Source organism: Nocardiopsis alborubida (assembly GCF_012396365.1).
In the GTDB taxonomy this organism is placed as follows: Bacteria; Actinomycetota; Actinomycetes; order Streptosporangiales; family Streptosporangiaceae; genus Nocardiopsis; species Nocardiopsis alborubida.
Map to the genome: position 1 here is coordinate 1 of NZ_JAAXPG010000004.1, position 21,965 is coordinate 21,965.

At 73.3% G+C, this 21,965-nt stretch carries 20 protein-coding genes and 1 pseudogene; 15 read left to right on the top strand and 6 right to left on the bottom strand.

The window, feature by feature from the left end; all coding sequences use genetic code 11:
• Positions 1-790: 790 nt before the first annotated feature.
• The 3 genes from HGB44_RS05140 to HGB44_RS05150 all read left to right on the top strand — a co-directional run bounded on the left by HGB44_RS05140 (position 791) and on the right by HGB44_RS05150 (position 2,692).
• Positions 791-1,411 (top strand): DUF6230 family protein, encoded by a 621-nt coding sequence (locus HGB44_RS05140; RefSeq protein ID WP_061083431.1) that lies wholly within the window; start codon positions 791-793, stop codon positions 1,409-1,411.
• 14 nt (positions 1,412-1,425) lie between these two features.
• The gene (locus HGB44_RS05145) at positions 1,426-1,857 is read left to right on the top strand and encodes a DUF6114 domain-containing protein (protein ID WP_267909058.1); all 432 of its coding nucleotides are present in this window, start codon (positions 1,426-1,428) and stop codon (positions 1,855-1,857) included.
• 163 nt (positions 1,858-2,020) lie between these two features.
• Entirely contained in the window at positions 2,021-2,692 is a 672-nt protein-coding gene (locus HGB44_RS05150) for a hypothetical protein (protein ID WP_061083429.1), read from the top strand.
• 67 nt (positions 2,693-2,759) lie between these two features.
• Here the strand turns inward: HGB44_RS05150 and HGB44_RS05155 are convergent, their stop codons facing one another.
• Together HGB44_RS05155 and HGB44_RS05160 are read right to left on the bottom strand one after the other, a co-directional pair.
• Entirely contained in the window at positions 2,760-2,999 is a 240-nt protein-coding gene (locus tag HGB44_RS05155; RefSeq protein ID WP_061083428.1) for a hypothetical protein, read from the bottom strand.
• A gap of 70 nt (positions 3,000-3,069) precedes the next feature.
• Positions 3,070-4,653: a molybdopterin-dependent oxidoreductase gene (locus HGB44_RS05160; RefSeq protein ID WP_061083427.1), complete on the bottom strand. Its 1,584-nt coding sequence runs from the start codon at positions 4,651-4,653 to the stop codon at positions 3,070-3,072.
• A 134-nt stretch (positions 4,654-4,787) separates the two neighbouring features.
• Here HGB44_RS05160 and sigK point away from each other — a divergent pair, with 134 nt between their 5' ends.
• The 7 genes and pseudogenes from sigK (at position 4,788) to HGB44_RS05195 (ending at position 9,581) form a co-directional block, all read left to right on the top strand.
• Entirely contained in the window at positions 4,788-5,393 is a 606-nt protein-coding gene (sigK, locus tag HGB44_RS05165; RefSeq protein WP_082768637.1) for an ECF RNA polymerase sigma factor SigK, read from the top strand.
• Positions 5,390-6,115 (top strand): anti-sigma factor, encoded by a 726-nt coding sequence (locus HGB44_RS05170; RefSeq protein ID WP_061083426.1) that lies wholly within the window; start codon positions 5,390-5,392, stop codon positions 6,113-6,115. The genes sigK and HGB44_RS05170 overlap by 4 nt, the downstream gene beginning before the upstream one ends.
• 44 nt (positions 6,116-6,159) lie before the next feature.
• Positions 6,160-7,188: a hypothetical protein gene (locus tag HGB44_RS05175; RefSeq protein ID WP_231972657.1), complete on the top strand. Its 1,029-nt coding sequence runs from the start codon at positions 6,160-6,162 to the stop codon at positions 7,186-7,188.
• A pseudogene (locus HGB44_RS05180) lies at positions 7,176-7,406 on the top strand (AMP-binding enzyme); the annotation flags it as partial. The gene HGB44_RS05175 and the pseudogene HGB44_RS05180, both read left to right, overlap by 13 nt.
• Before the next feature lie 152 nt (positions 7,407-7,558).
• Positions 7,559-8,053: a MarR family winged helix-turn-helix transcriptional regulator gene (locus tag HGB44_RS05185; RefSeq protein ID WP_082768636.1), complete on the top strand. Its 495-nt coding sequence runs from the start codon at positions 7,559-7,561 to the stop codon at positions 8,051-8,053.
• 200 nt (positions 8,054-8,253) lie between these two features.
• Positions 8,254-8,487: a hypothetical protein gene (locus HGB44_RS05190; protein ID WP_061083424.1), complete on the top strand. Its 234-nt coding sequence runs from the start codon at positions 8,254-8,256 to the stop codon at positions 8,485-8,487.
• A 251-nt stretch (positions 8,488-8,738) separates the two neighbouring features.
• Positions 8,739-9,581, top strand: a complete 843-nt coding sequence (locus HGB44_RS05195) for an SDR family oxidoreductase (protein ID WP_061083423.1) — start codon at positions 8,739-8,741, stop codon at positions 9,579-9,581.
• Positions 9,582-9,748: 167 nt separating this feature from the next.
• Here HGB44_RS05195 and HGB44_RS05200 read toward each other — a convergent pair whose 3' ends face one another.
• Positions 9,749-11,605, bottom strand: coding sequence for a PASTA domain-containing protein (locus HGB44_RS05200; RefSeq protein WP_061083422.1), 1,857 nt, complete (start codon positions 11,603-11,605; stop codon positions 9,749-9,751).
• A gap of 112 nt (positions 11,606-11,717) precedes the next feature.
• Here HGB44_RS05200 and HGB44_RS05205 point away from each other — a divergent pair, with 112 nt between their 5' ends.
• Together HGB44_RS05205 and HGB44_RS05210 are read left to right on the top strand one after the other, a co-directional pair.
• On the top strand, positions 11,718-12,680 hold the full coding sequence (locus HGB44_RS05205) for an ADP-ribosylglycohydrolase family protein (protein ID WP_061083421.1): 963 nt from the start codon (positions 11,718-11,720) through the stop codon (positions 12,678-12,680).
• A 158-nt stretch (positions 12,681-12,838) separates the two neighbouring features.
• Positions 12,839-13,357 (top strand): YbaK/EbsC family protein, encoded by a 519-nt coding sequence (locus tag HGB44_RS05210; RefSeq protein WP_061083420.1) that lies wholly within the window; start codon positions 12,839-12,841, stop codon positions 13,355-13,357.
• 198 nt (positions 13,358-13,555) lie between these two features.
• Here HGB44_RS05210 and HGB44_RS05215 read toward each other — a convergent pair whose 3' ends face one another.
• Together HGB44_RS05215 and HGB44_RS05220 are read right to left on the bottom strand one after the other, a co-directional pair.
• Positions 13,556-14,653: a CU044_5270 family protein gene (locus HGB44_RS05215; protein WP_061083419.1), complete on the bottom strand. Its 1,098-nt coding sequence runs from the start codon at positions 14,651-14,653 to the stop codon at positions 13,556-13,558.
• On the bottom strand, positions 14,650-15,243 hold the full coding sequence (locus HGB44_RS05220; protein ID WP_061083418.1) for an RNA polymerase sigma factor: 594 nt from the start codon (positions 15,241-15,243) through the stop codon (positions 14,650-14,652). The genes HGB44_RS05215 and HGB44_RS05220 overlap by 4 nt, the downstream gene beginning before the upstream one ends.
• Before the next feature lie 269 nt (positions 15,244-15,512).
• On the opposite strand from HGB44_RS05220, the gene paaZ reads away from it, so the two are divergent.
• Positions 15,513-17,549 (top strand): phenylacetic acid degradation bifunctional protein PaaZ, encoded by a 2,037-nt coding sequence (gene paaZ / locus HGB44_RS05225; protein ID WP_061083417.1) that lies wholly within the window; start codon positions 15,513-15,515, stop codon positions 17,547-17,549.
• Between the two features lie 386 nt (positions 17,550-17,935).
• Here paaZ and HGB44_RS05230 read toward each other — a convergent pair whose 3' ends face one another.
• Positions 17,936-18,991 (bottom strand): Lrp/AsnC family transcriptional regulator, encoded by a 1,056-nt coding sequence (locus HGB44_RS05230; RefSeq protein WP_168443973.1) that lies wholly within the window; start codon positions 18,989-18,991, stop codon positions 17,936-17,938.
• A 176-nt stretch (positions 18,992-19,167) separates the two neighbouring features.
• Here HGB44_RS05230 and HGB44_RS05235 point away from each other — a divergent pair, with 176 nt between their 5' ends.
• On the top strand, positions 19,168-20,688 hold the full coding sequence (locus HGB44_RS05235; protein WP_061082567.1) for an AbgT family transporter: 1,521 nt from the start codon (positions 19,168-19,170) through the stop codon (positions 20,686-20,688).
• A 58-nt stretch (positions 20,689-20,746) separates the two neighbouring features.
• Positions 20,747-21,904: a M20 family metallopeptidase gene (locus tag HGB44_RS05240; RefSeq protein ID WP_061082547.1), complete on the top strand. Its 1,158-nt coding sequence runs from the start codon at positions 20,747-20,749 to the stop codon at positions 21,902-21,904.
• The last annotated feature ends 61 nt before the right edge of the window (positions 21,905-21,965 follow it).

A 21,965-nucleotide genomic window follows, 5' to 3' on the forward strand; every position in this document is an offset into this window, starting at 1 on the left:
CTGTTGAGTTCTCAAGAAACAACCGCTCTTCGCTTACGAGCCCACCCGGTGAGGGTGTTGCTTTTCCGCCGAAGGCGTCTGCGTTTCCGCTTTGTTGTGTCTTTACTTTATCAGGTGTTCCGCACCCCGCCAAATCGGCGGTTCGTGGTGTTTCTGATCGGGGTAAAGCCCGTTTCCCGTTTCGCTTCCGTGTTTCCTTGGAAGCGCCTCCCGAAGCCTAGCTGATTCGGAGCAGTGCTCGAACCGACCCGATTGGGAGGAGGAAGGATGTCGCCGGACCCGGTCCGGTGCCGAGCCGACCCGAGGGCCGCTCGCCGTCCCGTGGCGACTCGGAGAACACTACCCCCCTCGTGAACACCGAGCAAACCGCAGCGCACGTGTCGCCGCTCACACGCCGCCTCGGGCGCGTGCCCGCGTACGGGCAGCGGGTGGGCGCCGACGACTCACCTGGCTGAGAAGAGCGGTGCGGGAGAGCGCTCACCGGAATGACAAAGAGCCTTCTCCGCCAAATTCACAGGCACCCCTCCGACAAGCACATTCGCACGTTTGGGCAGCTCAGCACCCCCATCGGTGGTGCTGCACTCATGTTTGGTGCGAAACTCGGAAAAGGTGGGAAAGTTCGGAGAACACCCTTGAAATCCCTTCGGATGCAATACATGATGTGCAGCGTTACCGGAACGGACTCTGGTCCGGCGCCCCGACAGGCGGGGACGACCGCGACCAGGCCGCGTGCCGAAGGTTCGGGGGGACGGCAGGCGCAGCGCGGCCATGCACCCACGGAAGGACATGCATGGACACCACATCCCCCGACACCCCCGAGAGCCACACCAGCTGGAAGCGCTTCGCGCTCTTCTCGCTTCCCGCGGGCGCGGCCGTGGGCGGCATCCTGATCGCCATGGCCCAGGGCGCTCTCGCCGCCTCGTTCACCGTCTCCGGCCAGGAGTTCAAGATCGCCGCGCAGGAGCTGAACGGCGAGGGCTTCGTCCAGTACGGCTGGCTGGACCAGACGGTCCGCGAGGAGGCCGTGCCGGTGGCCGTCGCCGGGATCCGGGAGGCCGAGATCCAGGGGCTGTGCCAGTCGGTCCTCACCGAGTTCCCCATCGTCGGGCAGATCTCGCTCCGGCTGACCGCCGGTGACCAGGGCACTCCGGTCATCGCGGAGAACCTGGTGATCGACATGTCGCAGATGGACGGCAACGCCTCCTTCGAGAACATCGAGATCGGCCGCGACGCGGGCACCCTCGACCAGGGTCCGGAGGGGGCGCGGGGGTTCAACGACCTGTTCGGCATGCAGTCCGACACGATCGTGATCGAGGACCTGGAGCAGACGGCCAGGGCCGCCAGCGCCGGGACCTTCCGCCTCTCCGGCCTGAGCATGGGCATCAGCATGGGGGACGACGAGTGCTTCTGAGGCCGTCGCGGAGCCTGGGCGCGCGCTGGCGTGGATGGCGCAAGCGCCGCCCCTTCGCGGGAGGGCTCCTGATGATCCTCTCCGGTGCCGTCATGGCGTCGCTCGTCGCGATGCCGGTGGAGCTGATGATCCAGACCGGTGTCGGCGGGGTCTCCTCGCTGATGTTCGGCGGCATGCTCGCCGTCCTGGGCCTGGTCACCTGGTTCACCCCGAACCAGCACGTCATCACCGGTTCGCTGGCCGGGTTCCTCGGTCTGGGCGCGCTCATCCTGTCCAACCTGGGCGGCCTGGTGGTCGGCACCCTGCTGGCGCTGGCCGGTGGCGGGCTGGCCTTCTCCTGGCGGCCGGTCGCCCGGCCGCCCCGGAGGAGGGGACGCCGGCGGAGGCACCGGGCGGAGGGGGGAGGGGGCGTCGAGGCCCCTTCGGACCCCCGGGCCGAGGGCTGAACCAGCCACCCGTACCACCGGGGACACACGGGAGGGCATCACGAGCCCGTGTGTCCCCGGAGGCCACAGGAAAACCACGTCTACCGATTCGGCGCGTACACCCCCCGATCCCGCCGTGCGGCGCATCCGTGTGCCGCACGGCCGTCACACACAAGGAGTACCCATGTCGGTTCCGCGACCGATATCCCCCGCCCGCGCCCTCCTGGCGACGGCCGCGGCGGGTGTCCTGGCCCTGGCCTGGGGCGGCAGCGCCTCCGCCCAGCAGGGTCCGACCACGGTGACGCCCGCCGGGGCGGCCTTCGAGGCCAGCCTGAGCGGCAGCGCCACCTTCACCGCCGGCAGCGTCGTGGTGACCTGCGACGCGTCGTCCACCTCTCCCGGCAACGGGAACAACCTGGTTCCCGCGGCTCCGGGCAACCACAACCCCGGCGGCGCGGTCTCCTCGACCATCAACGCGCCGAGCTTCACGGACTGCTCGACCAACGTCCCCTTCGTGTACGCGACGGTCACCGTGGCCGATCCCGTGTGGGAGATGACCATGCAGCACGGGTCGCCGACCGTCGGCACCATGGTGATCCCCGCCGGGGGCATCGTGGTGACCACGAGCGGTCTGTCCTCGTGCACCGCGACGGTCAGCCCTGACGCGCCCGCCGCCATCGGCGGCACGTGGACCAACGGTTCCCCCGCCTCGACCCTGGCCTTCGACACCGCGGCCCCGGTCGAGGTGACGGGCGGGTTCGGCTGCCCGACCAGCGCGACGGAGGCTCCCTTCAACGCGGTCTACGAGGTGACCAACACCGACGACCCGTCCTCACCCGTCACCGTGACCGGTTAGCTCCCACCGAACGTGGCAGCTGCCCGGGGCCGCCGCGCGGTGTGCGCGGCGGCCCCGCCGAGGCGCCCTACATCCCGTCGTCCTCCATCTCCATGTCCTCGTCCATGGACTCCTCGGACATCCCCTCCTCCATCGGCTCCTCGGACATCCCCTCCTCCATCGGCTCCTCGGACATCTCCTGACTCTCCACGGTGTCGCCCTCCTCGGCGGCACCGTCGTTGCAGGCCGCGAGGCCGAACGCCGCGACGAGGCTCAGCGCCCCGGACGCGAGAAGCCGGTTGAGCCGTCCCCTGGTGATCGTGCGCATGCCGTCCTTCTCCTTCGTGATGGGTGGACCGGGCCGGTACCGGCCCGGGGGTCTGCTGTGGCGGCCGGGTTCAGGCCACGGTCACGGTGACGGTGTGGTGGCCGGTCGCCCCGTCGGGAGCGACCGGCGCCCCGACGTGGGTCTGGGTGGCGCCGTCGCGGTCGGTGGCGCGGACCGAGATCCGGTGCTCGCCGGGTTCGGCGTCCCAGGCCAGGACCCACTGCCGCCACGTGTCGGCGCTGTCCTCCTCCGCGAGCCGGGCGGGGGTCCACGGGCCGTCGCCGACACGCACCTCGACCCTGTCGATGCCGGTGTGCTGGGCCCACGCCACCCCGGCGACCACGACGCGACCGGGCCTCAGACCGGCTCCGTCCCGGGGCGTGTCGACGCGGGACTGGGTCTTGACCGGACCGCGCTCGGACCAGCCGCGCGGCACCCAGTAGGCGTCGAAGGCGTCGAAGGTGGTCAGCTCGATGTCGGTGATCCACTTGCAGGCGGACACGTATCCGTACAGGCCGGGGACGACCATGCGGACGGGGAACCCGTGCTCGTAGGGGAGCGGGCGCCCGTTCATGCCGACGGCGAGCAGGGCCTCCCTGCCGTCCATGACGTCGGCGACGGGCGTGCCGATGGTCATTCCGTCCTGTGAGCGCGCCACCAGTTGGTCGGCCGGGCCGCCGTCCGCGGGGGAGCGGACGCCGAGCTCGGCGAGGAGGGCGGCCAGCGGCACGCCGATCCAACGCGCGTTGCCGACGTAGGGTCCGCCGACCGGGTTGGACACACAGGCGAGGGTGATGTCGCGTTCCCTGAGCCCGGGGTGGTCGAGCAGGTCGGTGTAGGTGAATACCCGTTCCCGTTCGACCCCGAGGCCGTGAACGCGCAGGGACCACGCGGCGGCGTCGAGGCGCGGTACCGACAGCGCCGTGTCGATCCGGTAGAAGTCGGCGTTGGGCGTGAAGAAGGGCGAGAGTCCGTCCAACTCCAGGTCGGTGCCGTCGGGAATCGGGGCGGCCCGGTCAGCGGGGCGCGGGAGCACCACGTCAGCTGGGGTGAGCCGGGCGGCGGGGGAGGACGCGGTCAGGAGGCGGGCGCCGACCCCCGCTCCCGCGGAGGCGGCCGCCGCGGCTCCGGCGAGCAGGGCGAACCGGCGCCGGTCGAATCCGGTGCCCTCCGCTGACCCGGCGGCCGGGTTCGCGGCGTTTCCCTTCGGGGTGGCGGCGTCGACCAGCCAGAGCAGGACGACGACGCAGACGGCGCCGCCCGCCAGGGTGGGCAACGCGTCGAGTGGGCCGTTCGCGGGGCGGGTGAGCACGGCGGCCAGGCCCACGGCCGTGAAGGCGGCGACGCCGACCGGACCTACGGCCCTGCGCCGTCCGCAAGCCGCTCCGAGGAGGGCGGCCGCCGCGGCCAGGAGCACGGCGGTCCCCAGGAGGAGGGCGGGTTTGTCCGCGGTTCCGAACGTGTCCACGGCGAACTGCTTCACGGGCGGCGGGGCCAAGTCGACGACCGCGTCCCCGACGGCCAGCAGGGGCGTGCTGGCAGGGAGGGACAGGGCCGCCGCGACGACCTCGGCCACGGCCAGCGCGGACGCTGCGGCCACGAGTCCGGCGAGGGCCGCCGGGCCCCGGCGGGTGCTGCGGGTGGTGTCGGGCATGCCCCCGGTTCGGTGCCGGTCCGGGGGAGGCGACGGGAAGGCGCGTAACAGGTGCATAACGTCCGTCAGGCTGGAGTCACCGGACCTCCTCCGGTGCCGAATACGGGTGGAGGGCGGAGAAGAGGTGGTGGCCGATGGAGCGCACGGCCGAGTGGGACCGGGGGGAGTCCGACCTCCCCGGCGGTGCGGAGGGCGATCCGCTGGCGCGGCTCGTCCAGCAGACCGCGACAGGTGATCTCACGGCCTTCGAGGGGGTCTACCGGGAGCTGTCGGGACGCGTGTTCGGCATCGCCCGGCGGGTGGTGCTGGACGATGCCCAGGCGGAGGAGATCTGCCAGGAAGTGTTCCTGGAGGTCTGGCGGACCTGCTCCCGCTACGACCGGTCGCGGGGGAGCGTGGCCGCGTGGGTCCTGACCATCGCGCACCGGCGGGCCGTGGACCGGGTGCGCTCGGAGCAGGCGGCGTCGTCCCGGCTCGCCGCGGCCGGTCGCCTGGAGGCCGGGGCGACGTCCCCGGACGCGGTGCCCGAACAGGTCGAGCACCGGCTGGAGCGGGAGAGGGTGCGCAGGTGCCTACGCGGCCTCACCGGGGCCCAGCGCGAGGCGGTCCGACTCACGTACTACACGGGATACACGCAGCGGCAGGCCGCCGACCTGTTGGAGGTTCCGTTGACCACGGTGAAGGGAAGGCTGCGCGACGGCCTGATCCGGCTGCGTGACTGCCTGGGGGTGGGCGTGTGAACGAGGCGGACGTGCACGGGCTGACGGCCGGGTACGCGGTCGACGCCCTGGAGCGCGAGGAGGCCGAGGCCGCCGAGCGGCACCTGGCGGAGTGCGAGGACTGCCGCCGCGACCTGGCGGACTTCCGGGAGACCGCGGTGCGCCTGGCCGGTGCCGAGGCCCAGGAGCCGCGTCCGGGGGTGTGGGAGGCGATCCGCGCGGACGCCCTGCGGACCCGGCAGCTGCCGCCCGCGGCGGAGCGATCGGCAGGCGCCCGGGTCGTGTCGCTTCGTGGTCGGTCCCGATGGCTTCCGTGGGCCCTGGTGACGGCGTGCGCTCTGGTCGCGGTGGTGCTGGCGGGGTCCCTGGTGTCCGTGAGCCAGCGGTTGGACTCCCAGACCCGGCACGCGGCGGAGTTGGAGGCGCTGCTCGCGGCCTCCGACACGAACATGCTGGAGGCTCCGCTCGGGGAGGCGCGGGCCACGGTCTTCGCCTCCTACGAGAGGGACGCGGCGGTGCTGGTGGTGGAGGGGCTGGCGTCGGCGCCGCCCGGGATGACCTACCGGATGTGGTGGGCGGACGAGGGCGGTGTGCGCCCCGCGGGGACGCTGGAGCCGTCGGAGGAGGGCAGGCACGCGGGAATGGCCGACGACATGGGACACCCGGACGAGCTGCGCGTGTCGTTGGAGGAGGAGACGGGGAGTGCGGAGCCGACCGGTGAGCAGATGGTCATCGACATGTGAACCGGGCGGGTCGGGTCTCGTGCCCTTCTCCCCGGTCCGGTCCCGTGCGCACCGGACGGGTGTCCTGGGCGGCCCGTAAACGGGGACTGACCCCTGAGTCCTCGTCACGGTGGGCGGGGGCGCTGACCAGGTCCTCCAACGAGCAGTGGGCGCTGGCCCGCCGCAGCCAGGCCGCCCACCTGCACCGCCTCCAGACCGGAATCGACACCCTGCGCCACCGGCTCTCCCAGCCCCTGGGAACCAAGGGCACCAAGGGCACTCCGGGTGGGTACGCCTGTCGGAGGGAGTGGCACGCCAAGTCCCGACGCCTGGCCGCCCTGGAGCATCGCCATGCGGTGGCGGCGGCTGACTGGGAGGCGGGGCGGGTCCATGTGGTGCGTGGCGGCAAACGGTTGCTGAACACCCGCCACCACCTGGACCGGGCGCAGCTGACCGAAACCGCGTGGCGGGCCCGGTGGGAGGCCGCACGCTTCTCCCTCCAGGCTGATGGTGAGTCCGGCAAGCGCTACGGCAACGAGACGATCCGCATCACCCCTGGCGGGCAGGTCAGTATCCGGTTGCCCGCTGCGTTGGCGGATCTGGCCAACGCTGCCCGTGGCAGGTATGTGCTCTCGGTCCGGGTGGCCTTCGCCCACCGGGGCACCGAGTGGGCCGACCGGGTCGAGGCCTACGGGGCGGTGGCCTACCGCCTCCACCTGGACGCGGAACGGGGTCCTGGTCAGGGCCGGTGGTACGTGAGCGCGTCCTGGACCCCACAGGCGGTGCCTACCCTGCCTATGCAAGCGGCGCTGGCCCGCGGGGTGGTCGGGGTGGACGCCAACGCCGACCACCTGGCCGCCTGGCGGCTCGACACCCACGGCAACCCGATCGGGAACCCACACCGCTTTGAGTTCGTCCTGTCCGGCAACGCCTCCCACCGGGACGCGCAGGTCCGCCATGCCCTGTCCCGGCTGCTGCGCTGGGCCACCGCACAAGGTGTGCGGGCCATCGCTATCGAGGACTTGGACTTCGCCCACGAGAGGACCCGGGAAAAACACGGCCGGCGTAAGAAGTTTCGGCAGAGGTCGTGGTGACGGGCGTGTCCGACGAGGAGTTCGGGCAGCGGTTCGCGGCGTACGTGGTGCCGCACGAGGGCCGGGGCGTGGACCCGAACCGGGTGCGGACGCACGTGCGGCAGGTACTCGGGCGGTTCTCGGTGCCGCGCGACGTGGTGGTCGTGGACGAACTGCCGCGCAACGCCACGGGCAAGGTGGTCAAGCGCCTGCTGCCCGGCCAGGAGCCGCACCGGTAGGTCGGCGGGGTGACGGGGAGTTCCGGTACGCGGAAACGACGCCTCCTCCGACCTGCGAAGACCCCACACGTCACACGCTGGGGACCCCGTACCACTTTTCTTTGTGCGCAAGGTAATTGCGGACTTTGGAAATCGGGCGCGGGGAAACTACGATGGTGACGATGGCCGACCGATCCCCCGCCCCCGCGGGCGGCTTCCCTCTTCCCGCAGTCGACGAGCAGATGTGCTTCGCCCTCTACGCGGCGTCGCGTGCGGTCACCAACCTGTACCGGCCCCTGCTGGAGCCGTTGGGGCTGACCTATCCCCAGTACCTGGTGATGATGCTGCTCTGGGAGCGCGGCGAGTGCTGGGTGAAGGACTTCGGTTCCGTGCTCCAACTGGACTACGGGACCCTCACACCGCTGCTCAAGCGGCTGGAGGCCCGGGGACTGCTGGTCCGGGGACGCGATCCGCGGGACGAGCGCTCCGTCCTCGTCGTCCTCACCGAGGAGGGCGGGCGGCTCAGGGCGCGCGCCGAGGGCATTCCGGAGGCGATCGGGAGGGTCATCGACCTCCCTGAGGAGGAGTTCGAGGCCACCAGGCTGGCGTTGCGCCGCCTGACCGCGAACGTTCTCGCGGGGGAGGCCCGGCTGCCCGAGGGCGGCTGAACGGACTCCGTCCGCCGCGTCCGCCGTCGGGGGACGACGGACGGCAGCGGAGGACGGCGGGGACGGGCACCACGGGGGTCGTGTCCGTCCCCCGGAGCACGGGCGGGTCGCGGTCGCGGCCCGCCCGTATCCGTTGTCGGCCCGGAGCGCGTTCGCCGTTCCACCCGAGAGGCGCCCCCCGCCGGGCTAGGGTTGGGGACATGTCGATCTGGGCGTCAGACAACCGCAGTGGGCAGGTCCGCGAGGCCCTGACCATGCTCCTGTCCCAGGGAGTGATTGACGACTTCCGCATCCGGCCGGACGAGGAGTTCCCCTTCCGGGTGACCGTCCCGGCCGGGGTGGTCCCGATGACCGAGCACCAGGCCGCGCACTTCGCGCTGGGCGCCGCGGTGAGCCACTTCGGGCGCCTGGCGCGCGGTGGGAGCGGAGCCTAGCCGCCGTTCTCCCCGGCAGCCTCCGGGCGTGTGCTCCCAGTGACCCGTTCCACACGTGGGGGACGCATGCGTTCGGCCCCGAAGCGGTGCACCGGAAGCCCGCACGCGCCGCCCAGGCGCCCGCGCGCCACATCCCTCCCCCCTCCCCCTTGACCTCAATATTTGTTGAGGAAGAAGAGTGGTCTCCGGGCGCCGCACCGGCGCCCGCCCGGACCGGGGTCCGGGCCGTCGTCGCGAACGGGAGAAGAACCATGGCCGAGACGATCCTGGTCACCGGGGCCACGGGCAACACCGGCCGCCACGTGGTGGCGGGACTGCTCGCGGAGGGGGCCTCCGTGCGGGCGCTCGTGCGGGACCCGGGGAGGGCACGGATGCCCGAGGGGGTCGAGGTCGTCGGGGGCGACATCACCGACCCCAGAGCCGTGTCCGCCGCCGCCGAGGGCGCCACGGGGGCGTACCTGCTCTGGCCGGGGTACGGCACGGAGGGGATCGGGGAGACGGTGGCGGCCCTGACCGGACACGTGCGCCGGGTCGTCCACTTCTCGGCGGTCGCGGCCGGGGAGGACGCCGACAGCGTGTGGGGGCGGGTGGAGGGCGCCGTGCGCGCCTCCGGGCGGGAGTGGACCTTCCTGCGCGTCACGGGCATGGCCACGAACACCCTCGGCTGGGCCGAACAGGTCCGCACCGGCACGGTCCGCGCTCCCCACGGCCGGGCGTCGCGCTCGCTGGTCCACGAACGCGACATCGCGGCGGTCGCCGTGCGGGCCCTGCTGGACGGGGGGCACGCGGGCAGGGCCTACACGGTGACCGGGCCCGAGTCACTGACCCAGGCAGAGCAGGTGCGGATCATCGGGGAGGAGACGGGGCTGCCGGTGCGCTGGGAGGAACAGCCCGAGGAGGAGGCACGCGCCGAGCTCACCGAGACCATGGGCGCCGACTTCGCCGTCGCCGGGCTCGCCTACTGGGCCTCCCTCGTCGACGCTCCCGAGCCGGTCTCAGGGGACGTCGAGGCGGTCACCGGCCGACCCGCGCTGACCTTCCGCGCGTGGGCGCGCGAGCGCGCGGGGGACTTCACCGCGGGCGCGTCGGCCTGACCCCTGGGCACCGTGCCCGGCACACGTCGAGCCGGACGCCCCGGCGCCGCGCCCTCACGCCACCCGGCCCCGGTGGCGACCGCCGGAACCGGGAACCCGGGAACGTCCCGCCCCCCGCACCACCCGGGAACACCCCGACACCGCGCGACGGTACGCCTCAGTACGCCTCAACAGGAGCCCTTGTCCTCCCACACGCCCCACTGGTCACTGCTCGGCGGGTAGCCCTGGATCCACCAGCGCGCCTCGTACTCACGGCCCTGGTGCTGGACCCGGTCACCGGTGTCGTACACGGTGCCCTCGTCCCACCGCGGGGCGTCGCAGGAGCCGCCTCCGTCCCCGCGTCCGCCGTCGTCGTCCTCGTCCCGACCGCCCCAGCCGTCCTGGTCGCCGCGGCCGTTCCCGTCACCCTGGTCACCACGGGCGTCGTCGTCCTCCTCGGAGGGGGAGGCCTCCTCCTCGGATTCCTCCTCTTCCTCCTCCGGCTCCGGGCCGAGCGAGACGGTGAGGGCGACGGCGCCCTCCTCCGGCAGGATCGTGCCGGGTTCGGGGTCCTGCCCGCTGACCTCGCCGGCGGGCGCGGTGTCGTGGTGCTCCTCGGTGACCTGCACGACCAGGCCGAGTCCGGCCAGGGCGGTCGCGGCCTCCTCCTGGCCCATACCGATCAGCGTGGGGACGATGACGCCCTCGCTCACGCTGAGCACGACCGGCTCCTCACGGTCGCCCTCCTCGCCCGCCGCGGGCTCAGTGGACAGAACGGTGCCGGGGGGCTGGTCGGGGGAGTGCTCCTGGACGATCTCGATGCCGGTGAACCCGGTCTGGCGCAGGGTCTCGCGCGCCTCGTTCTCGGTACCGCCGACCACGTCGGGGACCTCGGCGTACCGCGGCCCGGTGGAGACGTGCAGCAGGACCTCGGCGCCCCGCGCCACGTCGCTGCCGGGCGCGGGCGTGCTGTCGGCGACCGCCCCGGCGTCGACGGTGTCGCTGTAGGCCTCCTCGAAGCGCACGGCCAGGTCCATGCCGAGCCCGGCCAGCCGCTCCTCGGCCTGCTCGCTGGAGGCGCCCACGAGGTCGGGCAGCGCGACCCGGCCGTCCGGGACCAGCGCCCACCCTGCCGCGAACAGGACCAGGACCAGCACGCCCGCGGTGGCCAGGACGGGGGCGCGCCGCCACAGCGGGACCGGCGCGGCGCGCTCCTCCCGGCGCTCCGGCGGGGCGTCGGTGATCACGGGGATGGGCCGGGTGTCGACGTCGGCGGGGTCCCCCGGCGCCCCGGGGAGCGACCGCAGCACCTGTTCGACCACGGTGAGGTACTGGCCCGCGTCGCGGGGGCGGTAGCGCGGGTTGGGGTCGGTGGCGTTGGCGACCAGCATGTCCAGGTCGGGCGGCAGGCCGGGGATGACGGCCGAGGGCCGCAGCGGGTGGGCCTCCGGGTCCGCGGGCACGCCGGTCATCAGCGTGTACAGGAGCCGCCCGACGGCGTGCACGTCGGTACGGGTCTCGGGACCGGCGTCCTCCTCGGCGTCGAAGAGCAGGGGGAAGCCGGTGACCCGCACCCCTCCCTCACCGTCCACCACGACCGTGTGGGGATCGAGTGCGCCGTGCACGACGCCCGCGCCGTGGGCGGCGTCGAGCGCGGTGAGCGTTCCGGCCACGATGGCCAGTGCCGCCTGCACCGGGTAGCGCAGCCCGCCACCGCCCTCGCCCAGTGCCTCCGCGAGGGTCTGCCCCGGCAGGTACTCGCCGACCGCGTACACGTGCTCGCCGTCGCGGCCGTGCCCGAGGACCCGGGCGATCCCCGGGTGGGACAGGCCCTCCAGGGTCTGGGCTCGGTCCACGAACGCGTGCACCGCGCCGTGGTCGCCCACCAGCCAGGGGTGCAGGACGGTGACCGTGACGGTCTGGTCGCCGCCGAGGTCGTGCGCGACGTGGACGGTTCCCGAGGCACCGCTGCGCAGTCGCTTCCCGAGGATGTAGCGCTCGTGCAGCGTGATACCGAAGAGGGGGTCGGGAGTGGGGGTCTCCATGGGACGGATTCTATGTCCCCGCACCCCACGCTCCCGTTCCGGATGCGGACACACGCCGGACAGTAGAGTCGACTCGCATCCCCCCTGGTACCGAAACGTTGTGAGGCCCCTTGTGAACCTCCCCTCCCCCGGAACCCGCGAGGACCGCGTGGCGGGCGTCCTGCTCGGCGCCGCGTGCGGCGACGCCCTGGGCGTGCCCTACGAGTTCGGGCCGCCGCTCGCACGGGACCGGATCCCCGAGATGGTCGGCGGCGGGCTGGGCCCCTACGCCCCGGGCGAGTACTCCGACGACACCCAGATGGCCGTGTGCATCGCCGAGGTCCTGCGCGAGCACGGCGACCCCCTGTCGGCGGAGGCGCTGCGGCACACCGCGGACGCCTTCCTGCGCTGGAGGAACGAGGGCGCCACCGACATCGGCAACCAGACGGCGTGGGTGATGGGCCGCGCCGGGCACGCGTACCGGCGGCCGGAGGTGGCCGAGGTGATGGAGCGGGCGGCGGCGGACCGCTTCGCCGAGGGGGTGTCGAGCGCGGGCAACGGGTCGCTCATGCGCACGGGGCCACTGGCCCTGGCCTATCCCGACGACCCGAGGGGCCTGGCCGCGGCCGCCGACCGCTACAGCCGCCTCACCCACGGCGACCCGCTGGCCTCCGAGGCCTGCGTGCTGTGGTGCGAGGGGATTCGGCACGCGGTCGCGCACGGCGACCTGGCGGGCGTGCGCGCGGGTCTGGAGCTGCTGCCGCCCGAGCGGCGCGGAGCGTGGGCGGCGCGGCTGGACGAGGCCGAGGAGCGTCCGCCGCACGCCTTCGGCAACAACGGGTTCGTGGTCACCGCCCTCCAGGCGGCGTGGTCGGCCGTGGTGCGCGAGCCGGGCGGGTTCGCCCCCGCGCTGATGGCCGCCGTGCGCGCGGGCAACGACACCGACACCGTGGCCGCGATCGCCGGGGCGCTGCTCGGCGCCCGGTGGGGCGCGAGCGCGATTCCGGGGGAGTACCTGGAGGCGGTGCACGGGTGGCCCGGCTACCGGGCCGGGGACCTGGCCGAACTGGCGCTGCGGATCGCCGGGCGCCACTGAGACGACCGTGGGGACAGGCTCGTCGGGCACGCACCCTGCCGCGCGACGGGCACCATGCGCCGAACACGCCCTAGCCTGGCGGTGTCCCCTTGTCGGAGGACCTCCTCCTGCCGGAGGGCCTCCTCCGAACGACCTTCACGACGACATCGAGGTGTGCCATGTCCGGTGGACTGAACTGGGTACGTGCGGACGAGCACCCGGAGCTGCTGGCCGACCCGGTCCTGGCCGCGGTTCGCGGCCGTGAGGACGCGCGGGTGGCGCCGATCGACCCGGAGCTCGCGGACACGGCTCAGTTCTGCGAACGGTACGGGATGCCCCTGGCGACCAGTGCGAACTGCGTGGTGGTCGCGGCCAGGCGCGGCGGCGAGGTGTCCTACGCGGCGTGCATGGTGCTGGCCACCCAGCGCGCCGACGTCAACGGGGTCGTCCGCCGCCGCCTCGGCGCACGCAAGATCTCGTTCGCGCCGATGGACGAGGCCACCGGGCTGACCGGGATGGAGTACGGCGGCATCACGCCGCTCGGCCTGCCGCAGGGGTGGCCGGTCCTGGTGGACGAGGCGGTCGCCGCCGAGGCCGAGGTCGTGGTGGGCAGCGGGGTGCGCCGCTCCAAGCTGCTGGTACCCGGCAAGCTGCTCGCGGACATGCCCGGCGCCGAGGTTCTGGCGCTGACCAGGTAGGGGGAGCGGCCACGCGGCCGGGCGGGTGCCCGGCCGCGTGTCGACACGTCCACCTGCGGATTCGTCTCCATGCCAGCGCGAATGTCGACAAATCGACGTGTGGTTTCGGCGCGCTCCGCCCCGGTTCGCGGCTGGTTCCGGGCCGCCACCGGGCGGTGTGTGTCCGGTACCGGCCCCGGTGTCAGGGCGCTCCGGAGGTCAGGGGGTGTCCCCGACCTCAGCCACCCAGGCGGACTCCACCAGCACGGTGTAGTTGTTCACCCTCGGCAGACCCTCCTCCCCGGGCGACTCCACGGCGACCGTCTCGTGGTAGAGCGGCGTTCCCGTGTCGGCGTCGAACATGATCCTGCGCTCCAGGACGTAACCGTCTCCCGCGTCCTCCTCGACCAGGAACAGCTCGCCCTCGCGCCCCTCCCTGTCCCGGGCCGTGCCCGCGTACAGCACGTCCTCCTGCCCTGCGAGCGCGCGCAGCGCGGCGGCCTGCACGTCGGGGCCGACGGGGGCCTCCTCGTACAGCAGCTGGAGGGCGTAGACGAGCCCCACCCCGGGGGAGGGGTCCGGCGTGGCTCCGGAGTCCTGGCCGCCGACCTCCAGAAGCTGCTCCGCGAGCCGGTCCGGGTCGGCGGACAGGCTGTCGGGCTCCCAGGTGAAGAACATGCCGTTCCCGCCCTCGCCGCCGCCCCACTCGAACTCCTCGGGCCCGCGCTCGAAGAGCCACCGGACCGGGCCCGGGTCGCCGCCCTGGTGCTCGGGGAGGCTCGGGGTGGAGACGCTGCGCCCGGACTCGTGCGGGGTGCGCCAGACCTGTTCGTTCGTCGGGACGATCCCCCAGCCCGCCTCGCCGGTGTCGGCGTCCTGGGAGTAGGTGAACGTCCACTCCGCGGTGCGCACGTAGGCGACGTCACCGCCGGCGGGCGGCGGGGGCTGCTCCTCCGCGGCCTCGGCCAGGGCGAGGAGGTGCTCACGGCCCGCGGGCAGGTCGGTGGCCAGGGGGACCTCCAGCGGGGAGGGGGGCGGACCGGCGTACGCGGGCTGGACGGCGTTCCAGCCCAGGGACCCGAGCACGGCCACGGCGGTGAGCGCGGCGGCGGTGCCCAGCGCCAGGCGCGGGGCGAGGCGCCGAGGGGTCAGGCCGCGGGCCCGGCTGCGTTCGCCCGAGGCGATCGCCTCGATCCGGGTGAGGTCGCGGGCCACGGGGTCGGGGCGGGCGGAGGCCGCGGGGTCGTGTGCGGCGAGCATCCTCCGCACGGCGTCGGTGTCGCCGCGCGAGCCACGGCTGGCGGGGTTACGGTTCACTTCTCCTCCACGGGAACTCGGACGTGCGGGGCGCCCGGCGTCGCCGGACGTGCTGGGGACGCGCTCCGGTCCGCCGGGGGAGAGGAGTCCAGGAAGCGCTCGATCCGGCGGCGGGCCCGGTGCAGGCGCACGCGCGCGGTGGCCGTGGTGCAGCCCAGGACCCGGGCCGCCTCGGTCAGCTCCAGGCCCTCCCAGGCCAGGAGCATCACCAGTTCGCGGTCGGTGGCGCTGAGCCGCTCCAGGGCGCGCAGCGCGGTGTCGCGCTCCTCCACCTGGCGGACGGTGTCGGAAGCGGCGGGGACACCGGCGTCGGCCTCGGCGCTGAGCACCTCGCCGCGGCGCCGTTCGCCGCGCCGCCGGGCCCGGATGACGTTGCGCGCCACCCCGTAGAGCCAGGGCAGGGGCTGGTCCTTGGGCAGGCGGTCGTACCTGCGCCAGGCGACGCCGAAGGTCTCGGCCGCGACGTCGTCCGCGCGGTCCGCGTCCAGGCGGCGCACGGCGTAGCGGTACACGTCGCCGTGGTACCGCTCGAAGAACCGGGTGAACTCGCTCTTCGCGGGTTCCTCCGTGTCCGGGTCCTCACTGCTCATCGGCTTCCTTCCGTGCGGTCTCACCCCTCTTCTGTCCGGTGGGGCCTCCGTGTTACAGCGTCGGCCCCGGTTTCCGCGCGCGGGCGCCGCGGTTCTCGCGTGGACGCGCCAGGGGACACGCCGGACCCGCCCGAACCTGTGGACCGGGTCTGTGGACAAGTAGGAAAAGAGCAGGTGGGAAGCGACGTTGCTTTCCCGGGGCTATTTACTGACCGATCGGTCTGTAATACTGTTCGCCAGAGAGCACAGCCCGAGGAGAGGACCGTCCGGTGCCCGAAACACTCCAGAGCTACGCGCGGGGATCATGGTTCACCCCCGCGGACGAGGGCGCGCCCCTGGCCGACGCGAACACCGGGGAGACCGTCGCCCGGATCTCGTCCAACGGCCCCGACGTCGCGGGGATGGTCGACCACGCGCGGACCGTCGGCGGCCCCGCGCTGCGCGCGCTCACCTTCCACCAGCGCGCGAACATCCTCAAGGAGGTCGCCAAGTACCTGACGGAGTACAAGGAGGAGTTCTACGCCCTCTCCCACCGGACCGGAGCGACCAGGCGGGACACCGCCGTGGACGTGGACGGCGGTTTCGGCACGCTCTTCAGCTTCTCCAGCAAGGGCCGCCGCGAGCTGCCCAACTCCACCGTCATCCTGGACGGTCCCCTGGAGCCGCTCGGCAGGCAGGGCACGTTCGTGGGCCAGCACGTGTACACGTCCCGCCCGGGCGTGGCCGTGCAGATCAACGCCTTCAACTTCCCGGTGTGGGGCATGCTGGAGAAGCTCGCCCCCGCCTTCCTCGCGGGGATGCCCAGCATCGTCAAGCCCGCCGGGCAGACCGCCTACCTCACCGTCGCGGTCGTGCGGCGCATGGTCGAGTCGGGCCTGCTGCCCGAGGGCTCCCTCCAGCTCCTCGTCGGCAGCCACCGGGGCCTGCTCGACGCCCTGGGCCCGCAGGACATCGTGGGCTTCACGGGGTCCGCCGCCACCGGCGCCATCCTGCGCAACCACCCCAACGTGGTCAGCGGCGGCGTGCAGCTCAACGTGGAGGCCGACTCCCTCAACTGCTCCATCCTCGGCCCGGACGTGACCGAGGAGGACCCCGAGTTCGACCTGTACGTCAAGCAGGTCGTCACCGAGATGACGGTCAAGGCCGGGCAGAAGTGCACCGCCATCCGCCGCGTCATCGTGCCCGGGGCGATGGCGGAGGCCGTCACCAGGGCCCTGACCGACCGCCTGGCCAAGGTGGTGGTCGGCGCGGCCGACGACCCGGACACGAGGATGGGCGCCCTGGTCTCGCTCGACCAGCGCGAGGAGGTCCGCAAGGCGGTCAAGGCCCTGCGCGCCACCAGCGAGGTCGTCTACGGCGACCCGGAGAGCGTGGAGGTCAACGGGGCCGACGACGAGTCGGGCGCGTTCATGTCCCCGGTCCTGCTGCGAGCCGAGCCCGGCGCCCGGGAGCCGCACGAGGTGGAGGCCTTCGGCCCCGTCAGCACCGTGATCGCCTACGACGGCGTCGCCGAGGCCGTCGAGCTCGCCGCCCGGGGGAGCGGCAGCCTGGTGGGCTCGCTCGTCACCCGCGACCCGGACGTGGCGCGCGAGGTCGTCCTGGGCCTGGCGCCCTGGCACGGGCGCATCCTGGTGCTCAACCGCGACGACGCCAAGGAGTCCACCGGCCACGGCTCCCCGCTGCCCGTGCTGGTGCACGGCGGGCCCGGCCGCGCGGGCGGCGGCGAGGAGATGGGCGGTGTGCGCGGGGTCAAGCACCACATGCAGCGCACCGCCGTGCAGGCTCCGCCGGACATGGTCACCGCGATCACCGGTCACTGGACCACCGGCTCCGAGCGGACCGTGGGCGACGTGCACCCGTTCCGCAAGGACCTCTCGCAGCTGCGGATCGGTGACACGATCCGGTCGGCGGAGCGCACCGTCACCCGGGCCGACATCGACCACTTCGCCGAGTTCACCGGTGACACGTTCTACGCGCACACCGACGAGGAGGCCGCCGCCGCCAATCCGCTGTTCGGCGGGATCGTGGCGCACGGGTACCTGGTGGTGTCGCTGGCGGCGGGCCTGTTCGTGGACCCGGCGCCGGGCCCGGTGCTCGCCAACTTCGGCGTGGACAACCTGCGCTTCCTCACCCCGGTGAAGGAGGACGCCACGATCCGGGTGACGCTGACCGCCAAGCAGATCACCCCGCGCACGAACGCCGACTACGGCGAGGTGCGCTGGGACGCCCTGGTCACCGACCAGGACGGCGAGGCCGTGGCCACCTACGACGTGCTCACGCTGGTCGCCAAGGGCGGGGAGGGGTAGGTACGTCGCCGCACGGGCGAACGGACGCGCCCGTGGGCAGGAACCTCGCCGAACAGGCATGTCGGTAAGTAGACACGTCGTCAAGCAGCCATGTCGTCAAGCAGGCACGGCGGCGAGCGGACATGTCGACCCGCCGACAGGCGGTGCCCCCGGCGGTGGCGTGACCGGGGGCGCCGTCGCGTGCGGGGGACGCCTTCGGCCTCGGCCCCCGGGCGGCCCGGCGCCATCGCACGCGGGGTCGCGGTCGCGCGGCGGGGGGAGATGCCCAGTGGCACGGGAAGCGGGGCGGCGCACCTGCGACCCGCGCGGCTCCCCGGGAGGGCCGCCCACTCCCCGGGGACGTCCCACGGGCTGGTCGGGGAGGGCGCTGCCCCGCACGGCCGCTCTCACTCCCCGGCGGGCGGCTCCCCGTCCAGCAGCGCCGACGGACCGGGCGGCCCGAGCCGCACGCCCTCCCGCGCCGTCCAGTAGCGGCGCAGCACGTCCAGCACCACCGAGACCCGCAGGCCCGTGATGCCCGAGAGGCGCCCCAGGTCCGCGGAGAGGAAGTCGGCGAGTTCGGCCTCGTCGCGGAACACCGCGTGGTGGATCACGGACGAGGTCCCGGCCACCACCGAGACGTAACGCGCGGAGGGGTGCGCCCCCAGCGCGTCGGCGACGCCGCCGATCTCGCGGGGGCTGACCTCCAGGGCCAGCACCGCCTCCACGCCCATGCCCAGCAGCGCGGGCTCCACCTCCACCCGGGGGCGCACCATGCGGCGCTCCAGCACGGACTGGACGAGGCGGTAGGCCGTGGACTGGCTGACCCCGAGCGCGCGGGCGACCTCCCCCGAACCGGCGCGCGCGTCGCGGTGCAGCATCCGCACCACGAGCGCCTCCTGCGCGCTCAGCGGGCTGCGGGGTCCCTCCGCCGCCCCGTTCTCCCAGGTGTCGGTGTAGGGGTCCAGCGCCCGGGTCCGCTCGGGGCCGAGCCGGTCCAGCCGCCAGGAGTCGGCCCGGCTCACCGCCCGCAGGACCAGGTCGGACCGCGTGGCCGCCACGCCCTCCACCGAGGGGATCCCGTCGGCGAGCAGGTCCGCCGCACGGTCGCGGCGGAAGGGGTGCACGACGCAGTAGACGTCGGACCCGCCGCTGGTCACGGCCGTGAACTGCGTCTCGGGCCGTTCCGCCAGGCGGCGGGCCACCCGCCGGGAGCAGCCGGGGGCGGTGGTGATCCACACGTGGTGCGGATGGGCGTCGGAGAGCAGCGGCCAGTCCACCTGGCCGACCACGCGCACGGAGCGATCGGTCTGGAGGCGCTGGAGGCGCCGCCCCACGGTGCTCGCCGAACTCCCCACGGCCTCGGCCAGGGCGCTGACCGGCGCCCGGGGCGCCAGCTGGAGGGCGGCGACCAGGTCCATGTCGAGTTCGTCCAGCGCCGCGTCCGCTTCCGACAAGACCATAGTCACCACACACGCCGTCTCTGCTGAATGATTCCACCACTTTATCGCTGGTGGTTGACATATCCATCCACCGCACATGCAATGTACTGGTCAACGCAGCACGGGGGGCGCCAGCCCGCCCGGACGTCAGGGGAGCACGGGTGACCACGACCGATTCCACACGCCCCAGGCTGCCCATGCGGCTGCTCCTGGGCTCCCTCCAGGTGGTCGAACGGGTGGGCAACAAGCTGCCCCACCCGTTCTGGCTGTTCACGATCATGGCCGGGATCGTCATCGCGCTCAGCGCCCTGCTCAACGCGCTGGACGTCTCCGCCGTCTCGCCGGTGGACGGCGAGCGCATCGCGGTCCGCAGCCTGCTCTCCCCCGAGGGCGTGCAGACCATCGTCGGCGACGCGATCGACAACTTCGCGACCTTCCCGCCGCTGGCCATCATCATCGTCGTCATGCTCGGGGTGTCGGTCGCCGAGCGCAGCGGCCTGCTCAACGCGATGCTGCGCGGCAGCGTCACCAGGGTCCCGGCCCGGTGGCTGACCTTCGCCGTCGCGCTGACCGGCGTCACCGGCAGCGTCGCCTCCGACGCCGCCTACGTCGTGCTCATCCCGCTGGGCGCCCTGCTCTTCAAGGCCGCGGGCCGCAGTCCCGTCCTCGGCCTGGTCGTGGCCTTCGCCTCCGTCTCCGCCGGGTACAACGCGTCCCTGCTCATCACGCCCACCGACGCGCTCCTGTCCGCCCTGAGCACCGAGGCCGCCGCGATCATCGACCCCGGCTACACGGTCACGGCGCTGGACAACTACTTCTTCAGCGTCGTCTCCGCCGTCGTGCTCGCCGCCCTGATCACCCTCGTCACCGAGTTCGTGCTGAGCAGGCGCTCCGAGGGCCTGACCGAGGACGGCGACGGAGAGGGGGACCGGGAGGCGCGGGAGCTGGGCTCCATGGCCCTCTCCGACGCCGAGCGCCGGGGGCTGCGCAACGCCGGGCTGACCGTGCTGGCGGCCGTGGCGGTCCTCGCGGCGGCGCTCGTGCCCCCGGCCTCGCCCCTGCGCGGGGAGGACGGGACGGTCCTCGCCTCGCCGATCATCACCGGTGTCGCCTACGTGCTGGGCGTCCTGTTCCTGCTCGCCGGAATCGTGTACGGACGCGCCACGGGCACCGTGGCCTCCGCGCGGGACGTCCCCGAGGCGATGACCGCGGGGGTGCGCGACCTGGCGCCGGTGGTCGTGCTGTTCTTCGCCGCCTCGCAGTTCCTCGCCTACTTCCGCTGGACCGGGATCGGCGAGATCGTGGCGATCCGCGGCGCCGCGCTGCTGGACTCGGCCGGGGTCCACCCCGTACTGCTCTTCCTCGGCATGATCGTGTTCGCCGCCGCGCTGAACCTGCTCATCACCAGCGGTTCCGCGCAGTGGACCCTGATCGCGCCGGTCTTCGTGCCCATGTTCATGCTCCTGGACGTGCCGCCCGAGACGACCCAGGCCGTCTACCGCATCGCCGACTCCAGCACCAACGTCATCAGCCCGATGAGCCCGTACTTCGTCATGGCGCTGGGCTTCCTCCAGCGCTACCGCCGGGACGCGGGCATCGGCACGCTGATCTCCCTCACGCTGCCGCTGTGCCTCACCGTCCTGATCGGATGGACCCTGCTGTTCCTGGGCTGGTGGGCGCTCGGCGTCCCGCTGGGACCGGGTGTGCCGGTGCGCTGACCGCGCCCCTCCCGCCGCGAGCGGGATCTCCTGCCCACCGCAACGAAGAGAGTGACACATGAGCCAGACGGTGACCGCGAGGCTGGCGGACGCGGCCGAGCGCGCCCTGCCCGGCATGATCGACGACCTGCGCGCCCTCGTGGAACTGGAGACCCCCAGCGGCGACCGGGACCTGCTGTCCGCCGGGCTGGACGGCATCGAGGAGTGGCTGGTCCGGCGGCTGGGAGCTCCCGAGAGCCGGGTCCGCTACGACGGCGGTTCCTTCGGCGACGTGCTGGAGGTGTCCTATCCCGGAACCGGGTCGGGGACCGTGCTCTTCGTCAGCCACTACGACACCGTCTGGCCCGCCGGAACCCTGGCCGGGTGGCCGGTCACGGTCGACGGCGACCGGTTCAGCGGCCCCGGCTGCTTCGACATGAAGGCCGGGATCGTGCAGAGCGCCTGGGCGCTGCGGCTCCTGCGCGAGCTGGACCTGCCCCGGCCCGCCGTGCGGATGCTGCTCACCGGGGACGAGGAGATCGGCAGTCCCGCGTCGCGCCCGCACATCGAGCGGGCCAGCGAGGGCGTGGACCTGACCCTGGTCCTCGAACCCAGCAGGGAGGGCATGCCCAAGACCCGGCGCAAGGGCATGGGGATCTTCGACGTGGACGTGCGCGGCGTGGAGTCCCACGCGGGCCTGGACCCCGCCGCCGGGGCGAGCGCCGTGCACGCCCTGGCCCAGGTCCTGCCCGCGCTCGCCGCCCTGTCCGCGCCGGAGCTGGGCACCACGGTGAACGTGGGCCGGGTCTCCGGGGGGACCGGGTACAACGTCGTCGCCGGACACGCCCGCTGCGGGGTGGACGTGCGGGTGCAGGACCCCGCCGAGATGGCCCGCGTGGACGCCGGGCTGGCCGCGCTCGCCGCCGCCGACCCGCGCGTGGCGGTCGAGGTCACGGGCGGGTGGAACCGTCCGCCGATGAACCCCAACCCGCCCTCGGAGGAGGCGTTCGGCCTGCTGCGCGAGGTGGCCGGGGAACTGGGTGCCTCCCTGGAGGAGGTCTCGGTGGGCGGTGCCAGCGACGCCAACTTCGTGTCCGCGCTGGGCCGCCCGGTGCTCGACGGGCTGGGCGCGGTGGGCGCCGGGCCGCACTCGCGCGACGAGCACGTCCTGGTCGGCGGGACGCCGCGCCAGGTCGCCCTGGTGGCGGGCCTGATGGAGCGGATCGCGGGGAGGTAAGGCGGCGACGCCCGCTCCCGCTAGGGACGACGTGTGGACGAGTCGCCATGGGAATGAGTCT

Coding starts and splice junctions, on each gene's coding strand:
- HGB44_RS05220 (WP_061083418.1), bottom strand. CDS start 15,243: ATGAGCAGTGAGGACCCGGACACGGAGGAACCCGCGAAGAGCGAGTTC.
- HGB44_RS05230 (WP_168443973.1), bottom strand. CDS start 18,991: ATGGTCTTGTCGGAAGCGGACGCGGCGCTGGACGAACTCGACATGGAC.
- HGB44_RS05155 (WP_061083428.1), bottom strand. CDS start 2,999: ATGCGCACGATCACCAGGGGACGGCTCAACCGGCTTCTCGCGTCCGGG.
- sigK (WP_082768637.1), top strand. CDS start 4,788: ATGGAGCGCACGGCCGAGTGGGACCGGGGGGAGTCCGACCTCCCCGGC.
- HGB44_RS05160 (WP_061083427.1), bottom strand. CDS start 4,653: ATGCCCGACACCACCCGCAGCACCCGCCGGGGCCCGGCGGCCCTCGCC.
- HGB44_RS05235 (WP_061082567.1), top strand. CDS start 19,168: ATGCGGCTGCTCCTGGGCTCCCTCCAGGTGGTCGAACGGGTGGGCAAC.
- HGB44_RS05240 (WP_061082547.1), top strand. CDS start 20,747: ATGAGCCAGACGGTGACCGCGAGGCTGGCGGACGCGGCCGAGCGCGCC.
- HGB44_RS05200 (WP_061083422.1), bottom strand. CDS start 11,605: ATGGAGACCCCCACTCCCGACCCCCTCTTCGGTATCACGCTGCACGAG.
- HGB44_RS05185 (WP_082768636.1), top strand. CDS start 7,559: ATGGTGACGATGGCCGACCGATCCCCCGCCCCCGCGGGCGGCTTCCCT.
- HGB44_RS05210 (WP_061083420.1), top strand. CDS start 12,839: ATGTCCGGTGGACTGAACTGGGTACGTGCGGACGAGCACCCGGAGCTG.
- HGB44_RS05140 (WP_061083431.1), top strand. CDS start 791: ATGGACACCACATCCCCCGACACCCCCGAGAGCCACACCAGCTGGAAG.
- HGB44_RS05150 (WP_061083429.1), top strand. CDS start 2,021: ATGTCGGTTCCGCGACCGATATCCCCCGCCCGCGCCCTCCTGGCGACG.
- HGB44_RS05195 (WP_061083423.1), top strand. CDS start 8,739: ATGGCCGAGACGATCCTGGTCACCGGGGCCACGGGCAACACCGGCCGC.
- HGB44_RS05190 (WP_061083424.1), top strand. CDS start 8,254: ATGTCGATCTGGGCGTCAGACAACCGCAGTGGGCAGGTCCGCGAGGCC.